Origin of the sequence: Grimontia sedimenti, from assembly GCF_011045095.1 — a bacterium.
In the GTDB taxonomy this organism is placed as follows: Bacteria; Pseudomonadota; Gammaproteobacteria; order Enterobacterales; family Vibrionaceae; genus Enterovibrio; species Enterovibrio sedimenti.
On the sequence record NZ_JAALDL010000005.1, the window covers coordinates 233128 to 247501 of the forward strand.

Annotated in this window: 11 protein-coding genes and 3 tRNA genes; 9 read left to right on the top strand and 5 right to left on the bottom strand. The window is 48.9% G+C overall.

The genetic code is table 11. The features are described 5' to 3' along the window. Positions 1-16: 16 nt before the first annotated feature. Positions 17-397 carry a cysteine-rich CWC family protein gene (locus tag G5S52_RS09655; RefSeq protein ID WP_232314466.1) on the bottom strand — a complete coding sequence of 127 codons (381 nt, stop codon included), beginning with the start codon at positions 395-397 and terminating at the stop codon, positions 17-19. 163 nt (positions 398-560) lie between these two features. On the opposite strand from G5S52_RS09655, the gene G5S52_RS09660 reads away from it, so the two are divergent. The 4 genes from G5S52_RS09660 to G5S52_RS09675 all read left to right on the top strand — a co-directional run bounded on the left by G5S52_RS09660 (position 561) and on the right by G5S52_RS09675 (position 4503). After that, the gene (locus G5S52_RS09660; protein ID WP_165013090.1) at positions 561-1412 is read left to right on the top strand and encodes an ABC transporter ATP-binding protein; all 852 of its coding nucleotides are present in this window, start codon (positions 561-563) and stop codon (positions 1410-1412) included. After that, positions 1409-2341, top strand: coding sequence for an ABC transporter ATP-binding protein (locus tag G5S52_RS09665; RefSeq protein ID WP_165013092.1), 933 nt, complete (start codon positions 1409-1411; stop codon positions 2339-2341). Before G5S52_RS09660 ends, G5S52_RS09665 begins: the two co-directional genes overlap by 4 nt. After that, complete coding sequence (locus G5S52_RS09670; protein ID WP_165013094.1) at positions 2338-2817, top strand: hypothetical protein; 480 nt, start codon at positions 2338-2340, stop codon at positions 2815-2817. Before G5S52_RS09665 ends, G5S52_RS09670 begins: the two co-directional genes overlap by 4 nt. 336 nt (positions 2818-3153) lie before the next feature. Beyond that, positions 3154-4503 carry a dicarboxylate/amino acid:cation symporter gene (locus tag G5S52_RS09675; RefSeq protein ID WP_165013096.1) on the top strand — a complete coding sequence of 450 codons (1350 nt, stop codon included), beginning with the start codon at positions 3154-3156 and terminating at the stop codon, positions 4501-4503. Positions 4504-4579: 76 nt separating this feature from the next. Here G5S52_RS09675 and G5S52_RS09680 read toward each other — a convergent pair whose 3' ends face one another. After that, positions 4580-5965 carry a bifunctional NUDIX hydrolase/phosphatase PAP2 family protein gene (locus tag G5S52_RS09680; RefSeq protein WP_165013098.1) on the bottom strand — a complete coding sequence of 462 codons (1386 nt, stop codon included), beginning with the start codon at positions 5963-5965 and terminating at the stop codon, positions 4580-4582. 228 nt (positions 5966-6193) lie between these two features. Here G5S52_RS09680 and G5S52_RS09685 point away from each other — a divergent pair. The 4 genes from G5S52_RS09685 to G5S52_RS09700 all read left to right on the top strand — a co-directional run bounded on the left by G5S52_RS09685 (position 6194) and on the right by G5S52_RS09700 (position 9208). Beyond that, a tRNA-Ser gene (locus G5S52_RS09685) sits at positions 6194-6284 on the top strand. Between the two features lie 42 nt (positions 6285-6326). After that, a tRNA-Asp gene (locus tag G5S52_RS09690) sits at positions 6327-6403 on the top strand. A gap of 460 nt (positions 6404-6863) precedes the next feature. Next, positions 6864-7559 carry a VC0807 family protein gene (locus tag G5S52_RS09695; RefSeq protein WP_002539120.1) on the top strand — a complete coding sequence of 232 codons (696 nt, stop codon included), beginning with the start codon at positions 6864-6866 and terminating at the stop codon, positions 7557-7559. Positions 7560-7999: 440 nt separating this feature from the next. Further along, positions 8000-9208 (top strand): NupC/NupG family nucleoside CNT transporter, encoded by a 1209-nt coding sequence (locus G5S52_RS09700; protein WP_165013100.1) that lies wholly within the window; start codon positions 8000-8002, stop codon positions 9206-9208. 22 nt (positions 9209-9230) lie between these two features. Here the strand turns inward: G5S52_RS09700 and G5S52_RS24310 are convergent, their stop codons facing one another. From G5S52_RS24310 to G5S52_RS09715, 3 genes are all read right to left on the bottom strand, one after another. Beyond that, the gene (locus G5S52_RS24310; RefSeq protein ID WP_165013102.1) at positions 9231-10700 is read right to left on the bottom strand and encodes a PAS domain-containing protein; all 1470 of its coding nucleotides are present in this window, start codon (positions 10698-10700) and stop codon (positions 9231-9233) included. Between the two features lie 179 nt (positions 10701-10879). Continuing rightward, on the bottom strand, positions 10880-12271 hold the full coding sequence (locus G5S52_RS09710; RefSeq protein WP_165013103.1) for an aldehyde dehydrogenase family protein: 1392 nt from the start codon (positions 12269-12271) through the stop codon (positions 10880-10882). An 18-nt stretch (positions 12272-12289) separates the two neighbouring features. Then, positions 12290-13927 carry an acetolactate synthase large subunit gene (locus G5S52_RS09715; RefSeq protein ID WP_165013105.1) on the bottom strand — a complete coding sequence of 546 codons (1638 nt, stop codon included), beginning with the start codon at positions 13925-13927 and terminating at the stop codon, positions 12290-12292. Positions 13928-14279: 352 nt separating this feature from the next. On the opposite strand from G5S52_RS09715, the gene G5S52_RS09720 reads away from it, so the two are divergent. Beyond that, a tRNA-Ser gene (locus G5S52_RS09720) sits at positions 14280-14370 on the top strand. The last annotated feature ends 4 nt before the right edge of the window (positions 14371-14374 follow it).

A 14374-nucleotide genomic window follows, 5' to 3' on the forward strand; every position in this document is an offset into this window, starting at 1 on the left:
TCAAACAGTCCGTGATTTAGCCCACGTTGTTGTAGCCTGATGGTTCTGCTTTGCCGTATGGGCAGTGGCGACAGCCATTGCCACAACAGGTGCCACGGCGTAAATGGTACCAAGCCGAGAATACATAAAGTCCACGTTCGATGGTGTAATCCAGTCCTTCGACTAACTCTTTCTGCTCGCGATAGGGCTTTGCCAGACGAATCAAGTCATTGGTGCTGTATTCCTGATAGAGGGTTTCCAGCTTCTCGTTAATGCGTTTAGCCAGACAGGTTTTACACAGACACGAGAGGTTGTCCTCTGCTGCTGGAGGGAGAATATTGGGATACTGCATGCACCAGCATTGACCAGACTCAGCAGTGCATTCAAGCGCGCTTCCGCACTCAGGACATTGACTCATGCTTACCACGGGTTGGAGAAATGAGCGGGAATTGTACCTGAAAGGACGCTTGCGATCCTTCCCCAATACTCTGCGATCTAATTCACTCTTTTTGAGAACTTATTTTACTGCAAAAAGAAATGATAATAATTTGCATTCAATATTGTTTTGGGAGTGAATCTACATGGCAAGTGAACACGCCTTTCATAGTGACCCTTTGTTAAGGGTTCGAGATCTTTGCGTTGACTACATCACGGATGATGGTCATTTCCGTGCGGTTAAATCGGTCAGTTTTGATATTGGCCTAGGTGAAGTCTTCGGGCTGGCAGGGGAGTCCGGCTGCGGAAAAAGTACCATCGCATTTTCGGTAAACAATCTGCACAAGCCACCTGCGTACATTTCCGGCGGCGAAATCTGGCTGGAAGAGAGAAACCTACGCACGCTGTCCAATAAAGAGTTGGCGGCGGTTCGTTGGAGCGAGATCGCCATGGTATTCCAAAGTGCCATGAATTCCCTGAACCCAGTACTCACGGTCGAAGAGCAATTCGTGGATGTGATTTGCCACCACAAAGGTTGGACGCGTGCAGAAGCGATTGATCGCGCCTACAAGATGTTGGACTTGGTGAATATTCCCCGTGACAGGTTGAGAGACTACCCGCACCAGTTCAGTGGCGGCATGCGTCAGCGTTTGGTGATTGCGATCGCACTGAGTCTGAGTCCGAAACTTATCATCATGGATGAGCCCACAACGGCGCTGGATGTTGTGGTGCAACGCGAAATCCTTCAGCAGATTTTCACCCTCAAAGAAGAATTTGGCTTCTCTGTGCTTTTCATTACTCATGATTTGGCTCTGATGGCTCAACTGAGTGACCGCATTGCCATCATGCGTCACGGCGAAATAGTGGAAGTGAATAGCTCAAAAGAAATTCGCCAGAACCCGCAACACGAATATACCCAGAAGCTTTGGGCCTCTTTCCCGAATATTCACGACCGCGAAGGCAGCAAAGCCAAGTTTGAACAGGGGGTAACCGCATGAGTCAGCCAATTATTGAAGTTAAGAACGTCTCAAAAACCTTCCTTGCAGGTGGCGGTTTCTCTAAAAAAGAACCCTTTGAAGCACTGCGCGGAATCAGCTTTGATCTTCACAAAGGGCGCGCATTAGCGCTTGTTGGAGAATCTGGTTGCGGAAAAAGTACCGTGGCACGTCTTATTACCAAGGTGCATGAGATGACGACGGGAGATATTCTGTTTAAAGGGCAGAGTATCGACACCATCAATTCGGGCAAAGCACTGCGCGAATACCGCAGTAATGTACAGATGGTTTTCCAAGACCCGTTTGGTTCGCTCAACCCGGCTCACACTATCGATCACCATATTGCTCGACCGCTGAAAATCCACAACCAGGCCACGACCGAAGAGGAAGTGAAACAACGCCAACGCGAACTGATGGAACTTGTCGAGCTGGATCCGGATTGTCTCTCCAAGTTTCCTCACCAGCTAAGTGGCGGTCAGCGTCAGCGTATCAATCTGGCAAGAGCGTTGGGTGTGGGTGCAGAAGTGATTCTGGCGGATGAACCAACCTCAATGCTGGATGTTTCAATCCGTTTGGGCGTGTTGAACCTCATGCAACGCATGAAGAAAGAGATGGGAATTGGTTTTCTCTACATCACTCATGACTTAGCGACAGCGCATTACATCGCAGAAGAAACGGCGGTGATGTATCGCGGACAAATCGTAGAGTGGGGCGATACGCAGGAGATTCTCTCCAATCCACAACACCCTTATACCAAGCTTCTCATTTCTGCCGTGCCGGATCCGGACCTGCCGTTCGCGGACCTTATCCATCAAACTGAAAACTACTCCCAGAACGCCGATGAAGTTCGTATTCTCAGTGCGAAATTGCAGCCTGAAATCCAGAAAGTCTCGGACAATCACTTTGTGCGTAATTGGGAGTCGGCGGCATGAATCAGTCCAATGAGCTGACCGTTGATGTGTGGCTGGGTGAAGTTCAGCGTTGGTATTGTAACCAGAACATCAATGAGATTTGCTGTTTGGAAGAAATGGTGAAGCAAGCGCCCCCATCACTGTTTCTTCCATACATTGATGAGTCTAAGAGTCAGGCGATTGGCTACTGGTTGGATGCGTGTATGCGCATCCATCATCATCTTAACGCTCAGGACAGTGTTGAAGGTGCTTACGCTTTCCTCCAATTCGCCTACAGCAAGATGCAGGAAATGGGCAGCAACATTGGGCACGATTTGAAAGTGAAGAAATGGTGCCTGCAACGGATGGATGCCTTAGTTGTGGTATTGCTTGAGTACTGCCAGTGCCAAGAGGGCGAGTACTGGCAAAGTGAAGCCAAAACCTTGATTGAAGCTCACGTGAGTTTCATGACCGCACAGAATCACTTAAACCTTTCCCAGGAAGTCGCAGCAGGATAGAACCTGCTGCAAGACTCGCCAATTCTCTGTCTTTATTCCTATGCAGCATATTTCGTTAATGGCTCGTTAACAAAAACTTCAAAATCACTCAAATTCGAGACAAAGCTGAATTTAGATTCACGATATATCTATTGCCAGTTGTGAGGTTGCCCGAGATAAGTCGCTCACTACTGGTCAATTTTTAAGCTAATTCAACCACTTTCTCATTGAGTGAATGGAATATCTCTCTTTGTGACTAATTATGCGCGATTAGCTCGCGAAAATTTTGCCAATTGCCAGTAAGTCAGACAAAAGAAAGGGTTTTCACGACTGCATAACTTAAGTCATGGAGGCAATATGGTAGACGCTGCATCAAACGGTGATGGCAAGATGAGCCTAACCGCCAAGGTTATTGTCGGCTTGGTAGCTGGTATTATTCTTGGACTGGCAATTAACATTCTGGGTTTAAACCCAGCAGGTGGATTTGTTGACACCTACATCACAAACGGCTTGTTCCACGTTGTGGGAAAGATGTTTGTTAACGCGTTGAAAATGATGGTAGTTCCGCTGGTACTCTTCTCACTAATTTGCGGGGTATGCGGGATTGGTGACATTAAAACGCTCGGCAGGGTGGGCTCGAAATCTTTCGCGCTTTATATTCTGACGACTGCTGTTGCGATTGCTGTAGCAATAACAATCGCATCAATCAGTGGTATCGGTACAGGCATGCAAATGGCCGCTGATACTGCGTTCTCAGGCCGTGAAGCGCCGCCACTTTCTCAAGTGCTTATCGACATCATTCCTAACAACCCAGTGAATGCGCTTTCCGAAGGCGAGATGCTGCAAATCATCTTCTTCGCCATCCTGATGGGTGTGTGTATTTTGATGGTGGGTAAAGAAGCGAAGAAAGTCGTTGAGCTGGTGGAAGTGCTGAACGAAATCATGATGAAGATGGTTACCCTCATCATGGAAATCGCACCTTATGCAGTATTCTGTCTGATCGCCAAAGCCATGGCCAACCTCGGTTTGGGACTCTTTGTTGAGTTGATTGGCTATGTGGTTGTGCTGATTGGCATCCTGCTGGTTCACCTTTTTGTGGTTATCCCAACCATTTTGAAAGTGTTCTCTGGCCTGAATATCGTGACCTTCATGAAGAAGGCGCGCAACATGCAGGTATTCGCATTCAGTACTGCAAGCTCGAATGCGACGATTCCTGTTACGCTGCGTACCGTGACTGAGCGTATGGGTGTGAAGAACTCTGTGGGTTCTTTCACCGTTCCGTTTGGTGCAACCATCAACATGGATGGTACTGCGATCATGCAGGGTGTAGCGACGGTATTTATCGCTAACATCTACGGTATTGATCTGGGTTTAGGTGGCTTCCTGACTGTGATTCTGATGGCTGTACTGGCTTCTATCGGTACTGCTGGTGTTCCGGGTGTTGGCCTGATCATGCTGTCGATGGTATTTGCACAGGTTGGTCTGCCACTGGAAGGTATCGGCCTTATTCTGGGTGTTGACCGTCTGCTGGATATGGTTCGTACCGCGGTTAACGTGACCGGTGATGCGGCAGTAAGCTGTATTGTTGCGAAGAGCGAAGGCAAGCTGGATGAGTCAGTCTTCAACGATCCAAGCGCTGGTATTATTACGCACGTGGAAATTGACCATGATGCGGAAAAAGAACTGGCAGATATCGCGAAAGGCTAATTGGTCTTATAGATGAAAAGAGCGCCTCAGGGCGCTCTTTTTTGTGGCTGGCTCCGTTGTTGAGTGATGTGCTGAGTTATCTGCTGAGTTTAGGAACCAACCAAGATGACAGCACAGCCAACAAAGCAAACCCCAGTGTGGTTGCAGTAAGAATTTCGATACTAGAGTTGGAGACTTGCCCAACGCCGCCAATCAGCCCGGCGACTCCCGCGACACTGACCAATGACCAGATGAATCCCTTCTTACCCAAAGGTGTATCAATAGCAGGGATTTGCTTTTTGGTAAGGAACTGCATCATAGCGAAAGTCAGCGAAAAAGCCGCACAGTAGAGAAAAGTTGGCTGGATCTGGGTGGCGGCAAGTGGAAGAGTGACAACGCCAATCAGTGCCCACAATACTGGCGAAACAACTTTGCTCTGGCGTTGAGTCAAAGCGTGTGAAATTGACACCACCAACGTACCAATCACGGCTCCGGCCAGCACGTCGGTGACATAATGGACACCAAGATAAACACGGCTTAATGCCACCAATACCGACGGTATTAACCAAATAGTGAGATATCCCTTGCCTGCTTGTTTCAACCACAGATAAACCAGTCCCCACACTGCGAAGGCTGTCGCTGTATGGCCACTCGGGAAAGCAAAGCCTGAAGCGCCTGTAAGCTGAAGATCTGGGAACAGATAAAAGGGTCTGGGAACAGCAAAATGCAGCTTTGCGAAGCTGACAATCAAGGTGACAGCGACGGTTGTAAACATCAATTGAGAAACCCGTTTTAAGCCGCCAGATGCCATTGCAATTGGGATAAGCAAGAAGAACAACACGCCGCTTCCCATTGCCGAGGACGCTGTAAGCAGTCCACCAAAAATGGAAGGCATTGCTTTGATGGCTTGTTGGAACGTTTGGTTAATCGACGCATTCCAAACATTGAATTCAGCACTCATGTGGCTGAAATCATCAAAGTGCGTGGTTTCACTGGGGGTAGCTGTTTCCAACCAGGTTGGGATCATTCTTACCTGATTGGGGAATCGGACTTCTTTAATGTCTACAGAGCTTGGCGTCATCATGGCGACATTTCGCACCTCACGGCCAAAATGTTCTGCTTGCCAACTGGCCACCATGGCATTGCCATCTTCCTGATTATGGATAGCAATAGGGGATAGAGCGCGACAATCAAACAAAACGGCTCTATCTAATCGTGCAAACTCTTTGACCACTTCAACCGCAATACCCGTTTCTTCGAGGGTTTCGCGGATCGCAGCGTCAGCAGGATTATCGCTATCTACAAAGCCTCCGGGTATTGAAATTCGGTTATTCAGAATATCTCGGGTGACTAACACACGACCTTGATCATCTGAGACTAAACAGGCTGCACCTCTGATGGTTTCCGGTTGTTCGGTAGCAAATGCAGGTGAAAGGGCAAAAAAGCAAAGAAAGAAGGTGAGCAGTTTTCTTATCATCGTCATGTTCGAATTGTTTTAGATAATGGGCATTCTAGCAGTCACTGACATTCGGGGTGCGAGAAAGTTTAAAATTCGTTTTGAAGGTTAATTTCCCATTTTTAAGATGTTGGGTTTTCTGATGTGCAGCAAGAAAATGCATACTTCCTGGTGGCTTTTTGAGCATTTGAATTAAAACATGCAAAAAGGGGGTTTACAGCCTTCCGAGACCTCGCTAATATTCGCCGCACTTACGGAGAGATGGCTGAGTGGTTGAAAGCACCGGTCTTGAAAACCGGCATACGTTAATAGCGTATCTAGGGTTCAAATCCCTATCTCTCCGCCACATTCTGGAAGTTGGGCTGCAAAGCCGGATTTCACAAGAATTGGAGCGGTAGTTCAGTTGGTTAGAATACCGGCCTGTCACGCCGGGGGTCGCGGGTTCGAGTCCCGTCCGCTCCGCCAACACAACAAAGCCCTGCAGGAAACTGCGGGGCTTTTTTGTATTTATCAGATTCCAATAGGGGGACTCTCACGAGCCATACGGCTTGAGTCCCGCTGGAGCGCCAGCCCGGCCGCTCCGCCAACGATTTAAGCCCTAGCCGAGAGACTGGGGCTTTTTTCTTATACGCGCCCCAGAAAGTGCTGCGCACTTTGGGCCGCGTCCGGGAGCCCGGCGCGCTCTAGTCCGTCCGCTCCGCCAACACAATGAAGCCTCGACAGAAATGTCGGGGCTTTTTTGAGTCTCAATATCCCACTTACTTGAGCTTTTTCGGAACTTTTCACATCAAATCGCTGCCTAAAAACCAAGCAAGAGACACATGCCGTTACACAGGATGGTGTGGTCAGGCTTTACATCTTATGGCTGTCAGGGAACAATTCAACAAAGCCTGAAAAATAACATGGCGCTTTAAACTGGAAGATTATGAGTAATACCGAAACCAAAAAGCCGAACGCACTGTTCGAAATTGTCTTTAACGTATTTTTGCCTTCGTTCATTTTGATGAAGTTCAGCGGTGAAGAACACCTTGGCACTGTAATGGCGCTGGTGGTTGCGCTGGCCTTTCCGGTAGCTTACGGTGGTTTGGAACTTGTTCGTAGCAAGAAACTGAATCTGATTGCCGCACTGGGTTTTGTGAGTGTGTTGCTGACTGGCGGGATTGGGCTTCTTGAACTGGACACGCAATGGCTGGCGATTAAAGAAGCCTTGATTCCTGGTGTGATTGGTCTGGCGGTGTTAATTTCCACTTTCACGCCTTATCCGATTGTGAAGAAGCTGGTTTTTAACGATACCCTGCTGAATCTCGAACTCATTAAAGAACGTCTCGCACAAACCAACAACACGGATGCGTTTGACCGCTGTCTGACCATTTCAAACTATCTGTTCGCCAGCACCTTTGTGTTCTCTTCTGTGATGAACTATTTCCTCGCAACCTGGATTGTGACCAGCCCAGCAGGCACTGTGGCGTTCAATGAAGAGTTGGGTAAGATGACGCTCTACAGCTACCCAATGATTGCGATTCCAAGCACATTGATGATGTTAGGTATTTTCTACTACGTGTGGCGTCAGGTCCGAGCGATGACGTCACTGGAAACAGAACAAATCTTCCACTTGAAGTGAGTTCAGCTCGAAGATACATCGACAAGCCCGGCATTTTTGCCGGGCTTTCTCGTTTTAGTTTTATTTAAATCAGCCTCTTGCGCCTGTTTTGTCATCAGACCGTGAAATTTAACAAAAGTGATCATTGTCACATACGGATTGGCTTTGCTATATTCCCCGCCCGGTTAAAGCGAGCGCTTTTCGTTAACGAATGGCGTGAATAACCAAGCTTTCAATCGGCTGCAAAATGGAAACTTGCCCCAAGGAACTGGGCCCAGCGTAACTGTGAGCATTGATACCCAAACAAATTACAACCTGTATCTCCGGGTCGTTTGGGTATATGGGCCTTTGATATTCGCCTTCGGGTAAGACAGCATCTGCAGCCTCCTGCCATGTTGCCTTTGCCTGCGCGCGTCTTATCAAAACACGCCAAAATCCAGATACATAAGCAAGGTAACATAATGCAAATCATCTACAGCTTGGCCGGCGTATTGGCCCTGTTAGCGTGTGCTTACGCACTTTCAGACAGTCGTCGTGACATTAATTGGCGAACTGTTCTCGGCGCTTTCTCCCTTCAAGCCGGTTTTGCCGCGTTGGTTCTCTATTTCCCTCTTGGTCAATCTCTTCTCGGTTCAATCAGCAACGGCGTTTCAGGGTTATTAGCTTTTGCGGACGAAGGCATCGGCTTTGTTTTCGGTGATCTGGCAAGTGGTAATTTCATTTTTGCTGTCCGCGTTCTTCCTCTCATCATCTTCCTCTCTGCCATCATTTCTCTTCTCTACTACCTCGGTATCATGCAATGGCTAATCAAAGTGATTGGCGGTGCAATTCGACGTCTTCTGGGTACCTCTCAGGTTGAGTCTCTGGCTGCAACCAGCAACATTTTTCTCTCCCAGAGTGAGTCTTCACTGGTTATCCGCCCATTCTTGAAGAACATGACCCGTTCAGAGCTGTTCGCCATCATGGTAGGCGGCATGGCTTCTGTGGCTGGTTCAGTGCTTGGCGGCTATGCGGCGCTGGGTATCGAACTGAAATACTTGATTGCAGCAAGCTTTATGGCTGCACCAGGTGGACTGCTGATGGCGAAGATGTTGGTGCCAGAACGCGAAGTCGCGATTGAGCAGGAAAACATCGAATTGGAAAAAAGCGCCGACGTTAACGCAGTGGATGCACTGGCTTCCGGCGCGATGAACGGTGTGAAAGTGGCAGTGGCTGTCGGTACCATGCTGATTGCGTTCGTGAGCGTGATTGCGATGATAAACGCAGGCTTTGAGATTGTGGGTACTTGGTTTGGCTATGAAGGCCTGACATTGCAGCTGATCTTCGGCTACCTGTTCTCGCCTCTGGCATTTGCAGCCGGTATTCCATGGAGCGAAGCACTGAATGCGGGTGCGCTGATTGGTCAAAAGACCATTCTGAACGAGTTTGTCGCCTTCATGGATTTTGTGAATGTGAAGGACACCCTGTCTGAACACAGCCAAATCATCGTCACTTTTGCATTGTGTGGCTTTGCCAACATCGGTTCTATAGCGATTAATCTTGGCTCTATCGGTGCAATGGCACCAGAGCGTCGTCAGGATGTGGCGAAGTTAGGTTTCCGCGCCGTTGTCGCGGCAACATTGGCTAACTTGATGAGTGCAGCCTTGGCTGGCGTGTTTATCGCGTTATAAGAGGTCCACTGACCCTAGTGACTTAGCCCGTTTGTAGCGGGCTTTGTTTTTCTTCTTCGAGAGAAGTTTTCAGCGCAACATCTTCTTTGTTGTCACTGATTCTCTCAAAGTGCGCAACATAGAATTGCAGGTCATCCCCTTCGCTATGCTGGGCTTTCATTCTTGCTTTCACGCGAACGCCGTATCCGGATTTGTGCCTGAGGCCCAACTCGCCCTCCCAGCGACCGCGCCCCAACAAAGACAACCAGATCTGAGTATGAAAGGACTTGTCTGACGGGTTTTCTGTCAAAGAGCGGGGTTTCTCGCCAATGATGTCTTCCGGTTTATATCCTAACATCTCGCAAAACGCGGAATTCGCTCGGATAACGTGGCCTTTGGCATCGGCTATCAGCATTGGAAATGCCAGTTCAAATGCCTGCGCATTCTGTCGTCGTTCTTCTTCCCGCGCTTTTTGCTTTGAAATATCGCGTATGTAAGAGACGAAGATGTAACCTGCTTTGGTTTTTGCTGAGGATATGGATATTTCAACGGGGAACTCGCGCCCACTTTTGCGCATTGCAGAAAGCTCAATCCTCTGGTCTAGCACCTGACCTTCACCGGTTTGCAGTAAGTGTTGCATTCCCATGATGTGGTTCTTTCGCATCCTTTCGGGAATGATGGTTTCTGCCAGTCTCAGTCCAAGAATTTCGTCTCTCGCCCAGCCAAAAAGCTGCTCTGCCGTCGGGTTGAATTCAATGATGGTATCTTGCTCGTCAACAACAACGATGGCGTCCAGTGATGCGCTGTATATTGCCTGGCTACGTTCTTCGAGGATTTGGGTTTGTTGATGGGAAAACTCATGGTCGCGCAAAGAGGACTGAAGTTTGTTGTAGCTCCTGTCCATCTTTTTCCGTAATTGATTGACTTCATTGACCGTGGTTTCTATTTCATCAACATCGAACAGGCTGAATCTGGATGCGGGTTCACCGTTTTCTTTAATCTGATGAAGTTTCCTTAGCGGGCGTGTGATGGAGTAGAGCAAGATATAAATCACCACGATGGCAAAAAGGCCGATACCACTGGTACCCCAAATGAGAACCTGCCCGATGGGTGACGCCATGTTGTCAGAGTAATGATTGCGATAGCCAACAATCACGGTGCCGAGTCTACCTTCATCACTTTCTACTTCCTTGATCACCACGGTGATACCATCCTCGGGTGTATCCAGGCTTCGGCTGTGTGCTATCAGCGAGTCACCTTGGTCAATCGTTAAATAGGTCAAATCCTCGTGAGCAACGAAGCGATCCGTCATATCTCGGATAATGGTGTGGTTCTTTTCAAGCAGTGGGATCTCGAAGGTCACAGACACAAGCTCTGCGAGCTCTTTGGCGCGGTAGTTCATCTCCTCTTTACGGGCGTCAGCCAGATAGCCAAATGCCAGAGTAATGAACGCAAGAATGACAGCCGTAAAAATGAATGCGGTGTAGAGAACCGCCCTGGCTCGGATATTCACGCTGTCTCCCTTGTTTTGAAATTGTTATGCCTGATTTAACTATAAGACATTTTGCCCAAACTACCTGATAAGGCGGGACTTCAATAGGGAAAGGAGACTCAAAGAGAACGACCCACCCAATATTGAGAAATGTACTCTTCAACAAGGGTGAGTCAGAGAGATTGCATCGTGGCGTAGAATTACAAGTGCTTACTCTTGAATACCAGCATTTTATCGCGCGTCATTTCATGCATGGAATACTGAATGCCACCAAGCCCGACGCCAGAAGCATCACGGCCGCCAAATGGCATCCAGTCGACGCGAAACGCCGTATGGTCGTTAACCATAACAGCCGTTGCGTTGAGTTGTTGGGTGACATTCAAGGCGTCTTCCAAATCATTGGTGAAAACCGCAGCTTGGAACGCATAAGGTAAGCCGTTCGCTCGATCGATAGCAGTTTGCTTGTCGGCGTAAGAGTAAACACAGACCACTGGACCAAAGATCTCCATTTGAGATACGCGGGCATCATCTGGCGGATTGAGCAGTACCGTTGGGGTGTAACAGGTGTCCGAGATTTTCTTGCCACCACAAAGCAACTCCGCACCGCCTTGCACGGCTTCCTGAACCCATTCGTCAACACGATCGACTTCGCGAGGAAGAATAAGTGGACCGACTTCTGTTCCCGGATCCAGTGGATCGCCAACCTTCATTTTCTCAGCAGCCTGAGCCAGTCTGACTGCTAATTCACGGCAGAATCCCTGCTGCGCATACACTCGCTGAACAGACACACAAACTTGTCCAGCATGGTAAAAACCGCCTTTGGCAAGCATAGGCACCACTTCGTCGATATTGGCGCTGTCATCCACAATCACTGGGGCGGCTCCGCCATGTTCCAGTGCACAGCGTGTGCCCGGCGCGAGCTGCGAGCGCAGCATCCAGCCGACTTTTGCCGAGCCAATAAATGAAAGGAAGTTAATCCGAGGGTCAGAGACAAGCTTGCTGGATGCGTCGTTGTCGCAAACCAAAGCCTGGCACCAACCTTTCGGCAAGCCAGCTTCATGCAGGATCTCAACCAGTCTCAGGCAAGAAAGAGGCGTGGTGAGCGCGGGTTTCACAATCACCGGACAACCGACAGCCAGTGCTGGAATCACCTGATGCACGATGAGGTTGAGTGGGTGATTGAAAGCACTAATGGATGCGACCACGCCGATGGGTTCACGAATCGTGAAGGCCAGACGGTTCACGGAAGCCGCGGTTTGTCCCATTGGTATCTGCTCGCCTTTGATTTGTGAAATATGCTCGATAGCCAGTTTGACGCCGTTAATGGAGCGAAGCACTTCCACTTTAGAATCAATGTATGGCTTACCACCTTCTTCCGCTGCCATACGGGTGAGAGATTCAACCTGCGATGACATGATCTCTATAGTCTTTTCCAGAATCTCGATGCGTTGATGCGGTGGCATCCAGGCGCTTCTGTCGAGAAACAGCCCGTGAGCAGTCGCCAGCGCTGTTTCTACGTCGTCCGCTGTCTGCATTGGCAGCGACCGAATCAAACCGCCATCATAGGGGCGATAGACGTTCAGTTCAGACATGATGTTTATACTCTCCCTTTATCCGATTGAACGGCTTTCCTTGATAAGAACATTCAAGATGGAATGGTTCAGTGAGTAATCCACTGGCAAATCGATAAGGTGCACGCCAGGGCTACTCAGAGCGTGCTTCAGAATCGACTGGAACTCGTCGTGGCTATCAGGACGGTGACCAATTGCTCCGAAGCTGTTGGCGTATTTCACGAAGTCAGGGTTACCGAAATCCAGACCGAAATTGTCGAATTCCATGCCTTCCTGCTTCCACTTGATCATGCCGTAGGCGCTGTCGTTCAGGATGATGACCACCAGATCCAGCCCCATCCGCACTGCAGTTTCGATCTCCTGCGAGTTCATCATAAAGCCGCCGTCGCCGTTAACCGACACAACTTTTTTGTTGGGATAAAGCTGCTTCGCCACCATGGCTGAAGGCAAACCAGCCCCCATGGTTGCCAGTGCATTATCCAGCAGCAGAGTGTTATTCGTATGGCATTGGTAGTTACGTGCAAACCAGATTTTGTATACGCCGTTATCGAGGGTGACGATGTCCTCATCATCCAGCTGGTCACGTAGGATTTTCACCAAACGCTGGGGCAGAATAGGGAAGCGGCGATCTTCGAAGTATTTGGTCGTACGCTCATCAACATGGGCTTTGACACGGCCGAAGTAGCTCATGTCTTGCGACAACTCACCGACTTTCTCTGTTAAGCGACCTACTGAAGAACAGATGTCGCCGACAACGTTAAGCTGCGGGAAGTAAACTTCATCTGTACGCGCCGCAAAGAAATTGATGTGAATAACCTTGGTGCCACCTTTCTCCATAAAGAACGGTGGCTTCTCGATCACATCGTGACCCACGTTGATAATCAGGTCTGCTTTTTCAATCGCACAGTGCAGGAAGTCGTGGCTTGAAAGAGCCGCAGTACCGATAAAGCGCTCATGACGCTCATCCACCACACCTTTACCCATCTGTGTGTTGAAGAAGTAGATGCCCGTTTTATCGATGAATTCTTTGAGTGCGCGACTGGAGCGTTTACGGTTGGCACCCGCACCAATCAGCAATAGCGGCATTTTGGCCTTTTTGATCATTTCTGCCGCTTGGTCGAGGCATTTCTCGTTGGCATCGGGTCTGCGGTGCTCAACAACATCGAACACTGTCGCACCTGAGTCTTCGTCCGCAATGTCCTCTGGCAACTCCAGATAACCTGCTCCCGGGCGCTCTTCCTTACATACGCGGAATGATTCGCGCACCATGGCAGTCACGTTGTTACCATCGACAATCTGCTCGGAATATTTGGTAATTGGCTTCATGAGGTTGACCACATCAACAATCTGGAAGCGGCCTTGTTTACTCTTACGAATTGGCTTTTGGCCACCCAGCATGATCATTGGCATTGCACCGAGCTGTGCATAGGCGGCAGCTGTCACGAAGTTTGTTGCACCAGGACCAAGGGTTGAGAGACAAACACCAGGCTTACCGGTCAAACGGCCGTAGGTTGCCGCCATGAATCCGGCTGCCTGCTCATGTCGCGTTAGGATAAGTTCAATTTTGGAGTCTTTCAGCGAGTTCAGAAAATCGAGGTTTTCTTCACCCGGAATGCCGTAGATATATTCGACACCTTCATTTTCCAGCGCACGTACAAACAAATCTGAAGTTTTCATTGTCGTCTCTCTTCTCGTTGGCCAATTACCTTGTGCTTCACGAGATGACCTTCAGACCTTTCTGCGACGTTCAATGTTAAGCAGGAAGTGCCTTCATCTCTTCGGTTATAAAAGTGATACACCTATCAATAACGCAAGGCTTTTTTCATCAGTGTAGTCACAACCTTGAGAAACTGGCTAAATCAGAAGGTTAATTGCGCCTTTCAGCGTTGAAGTTGCGTCTTTGGCTGTGCGGTCTTGGGATTTTGCGTCATATACCGCCGATGCGTTTAAAAAAGAGGCACTTAAACGCGAATGTGCAGAAAAGGGGTTTACAGCATTCCATCACCCCGTTAATATTCGCCGCACTTACGGAGAGATGGCTGAGTGGTTGAAAGCACCGGTCTTGAAAACCGGCATACGTTAATAGCGTATCTAGGGTTCAAATCCCTATCTCTCCGCCACATT

Excerpts from the sequence above, each read along its gene's own strand:
- G5S52_RS09680 (WP_165013098.1), bottom strand. The coding sequence starts at position 5,965 with ATGACGATGATAAGAAAACTGCTCACCTTCTTTCTTTGCTTTTTTGCC.
- G5S52_RS09710 (WP_165013103.1), bottom strand. The coding sequence starts at position 12,271 with ATGTCTGAACTGAACGTCTATCGCCCCTATGATGGCGGTTTGATTCGG.
- G5S52_RS09660 (WP_165013090.1), top strand. The coding sequence starts at position 561 with ATGGCAAGTGAACACGCCTTTCATAGTGACCCTTTGTTAAGGGTTCGA.
- G5S52_RS09670 (WP_165013094.1), top strand. The coding sequence starts at position 2,338 with ATGAATCAGTCCAATGAGCTGACCGTTGATGTGTGGCTGGGTGAAGTT.
- G5S52_RS09695 (WP_002539120.1), top strand. The coding sequence starts at position 6,864 with ATGAGTAATACCGAAACCAAAAAGCCGAACGCACTGTTCGAAATTGTC.
- G5S52_RS09655 (WP_232314466.1), bottom strand. The coding sequence starts at position 397 with ATGAGTCAATGTCCTGAGTGCGGAAGCGCGCTTGAATGCACTGCTGAG.
- G5S52_RS09715 (WP_165013105.1), bottom strand. The coding sequence starts at position 13,927 with ATGAAAACTTCAGATTTGTTTGTACGTGCGCTGGAAAATGAAGGTGTC.
- G5S52_RS09675 (WP_165013096.1), top strand. The coding sequence starts at position 3,154 with ATGGTAGACGCTGCATCAAACGGTGATGGCAAGATGAGCCTAACCGCC.
- G5S52_RS09700 (WP_165013100.1), top strand. The coding sequence starts at position 8,000 with ATGCAAATCATCTACAGCTTGGCCGGCGTATTGGCCCTGTTAGCGTGT.
- G5S52_RS09665 (WP_165013092.1), top strand. The coding sequence starts at position 1,409 with ATGAGTCAGCCAATTATTGAAGTTAAGAACGTCTCAAAAACCTTCCTT.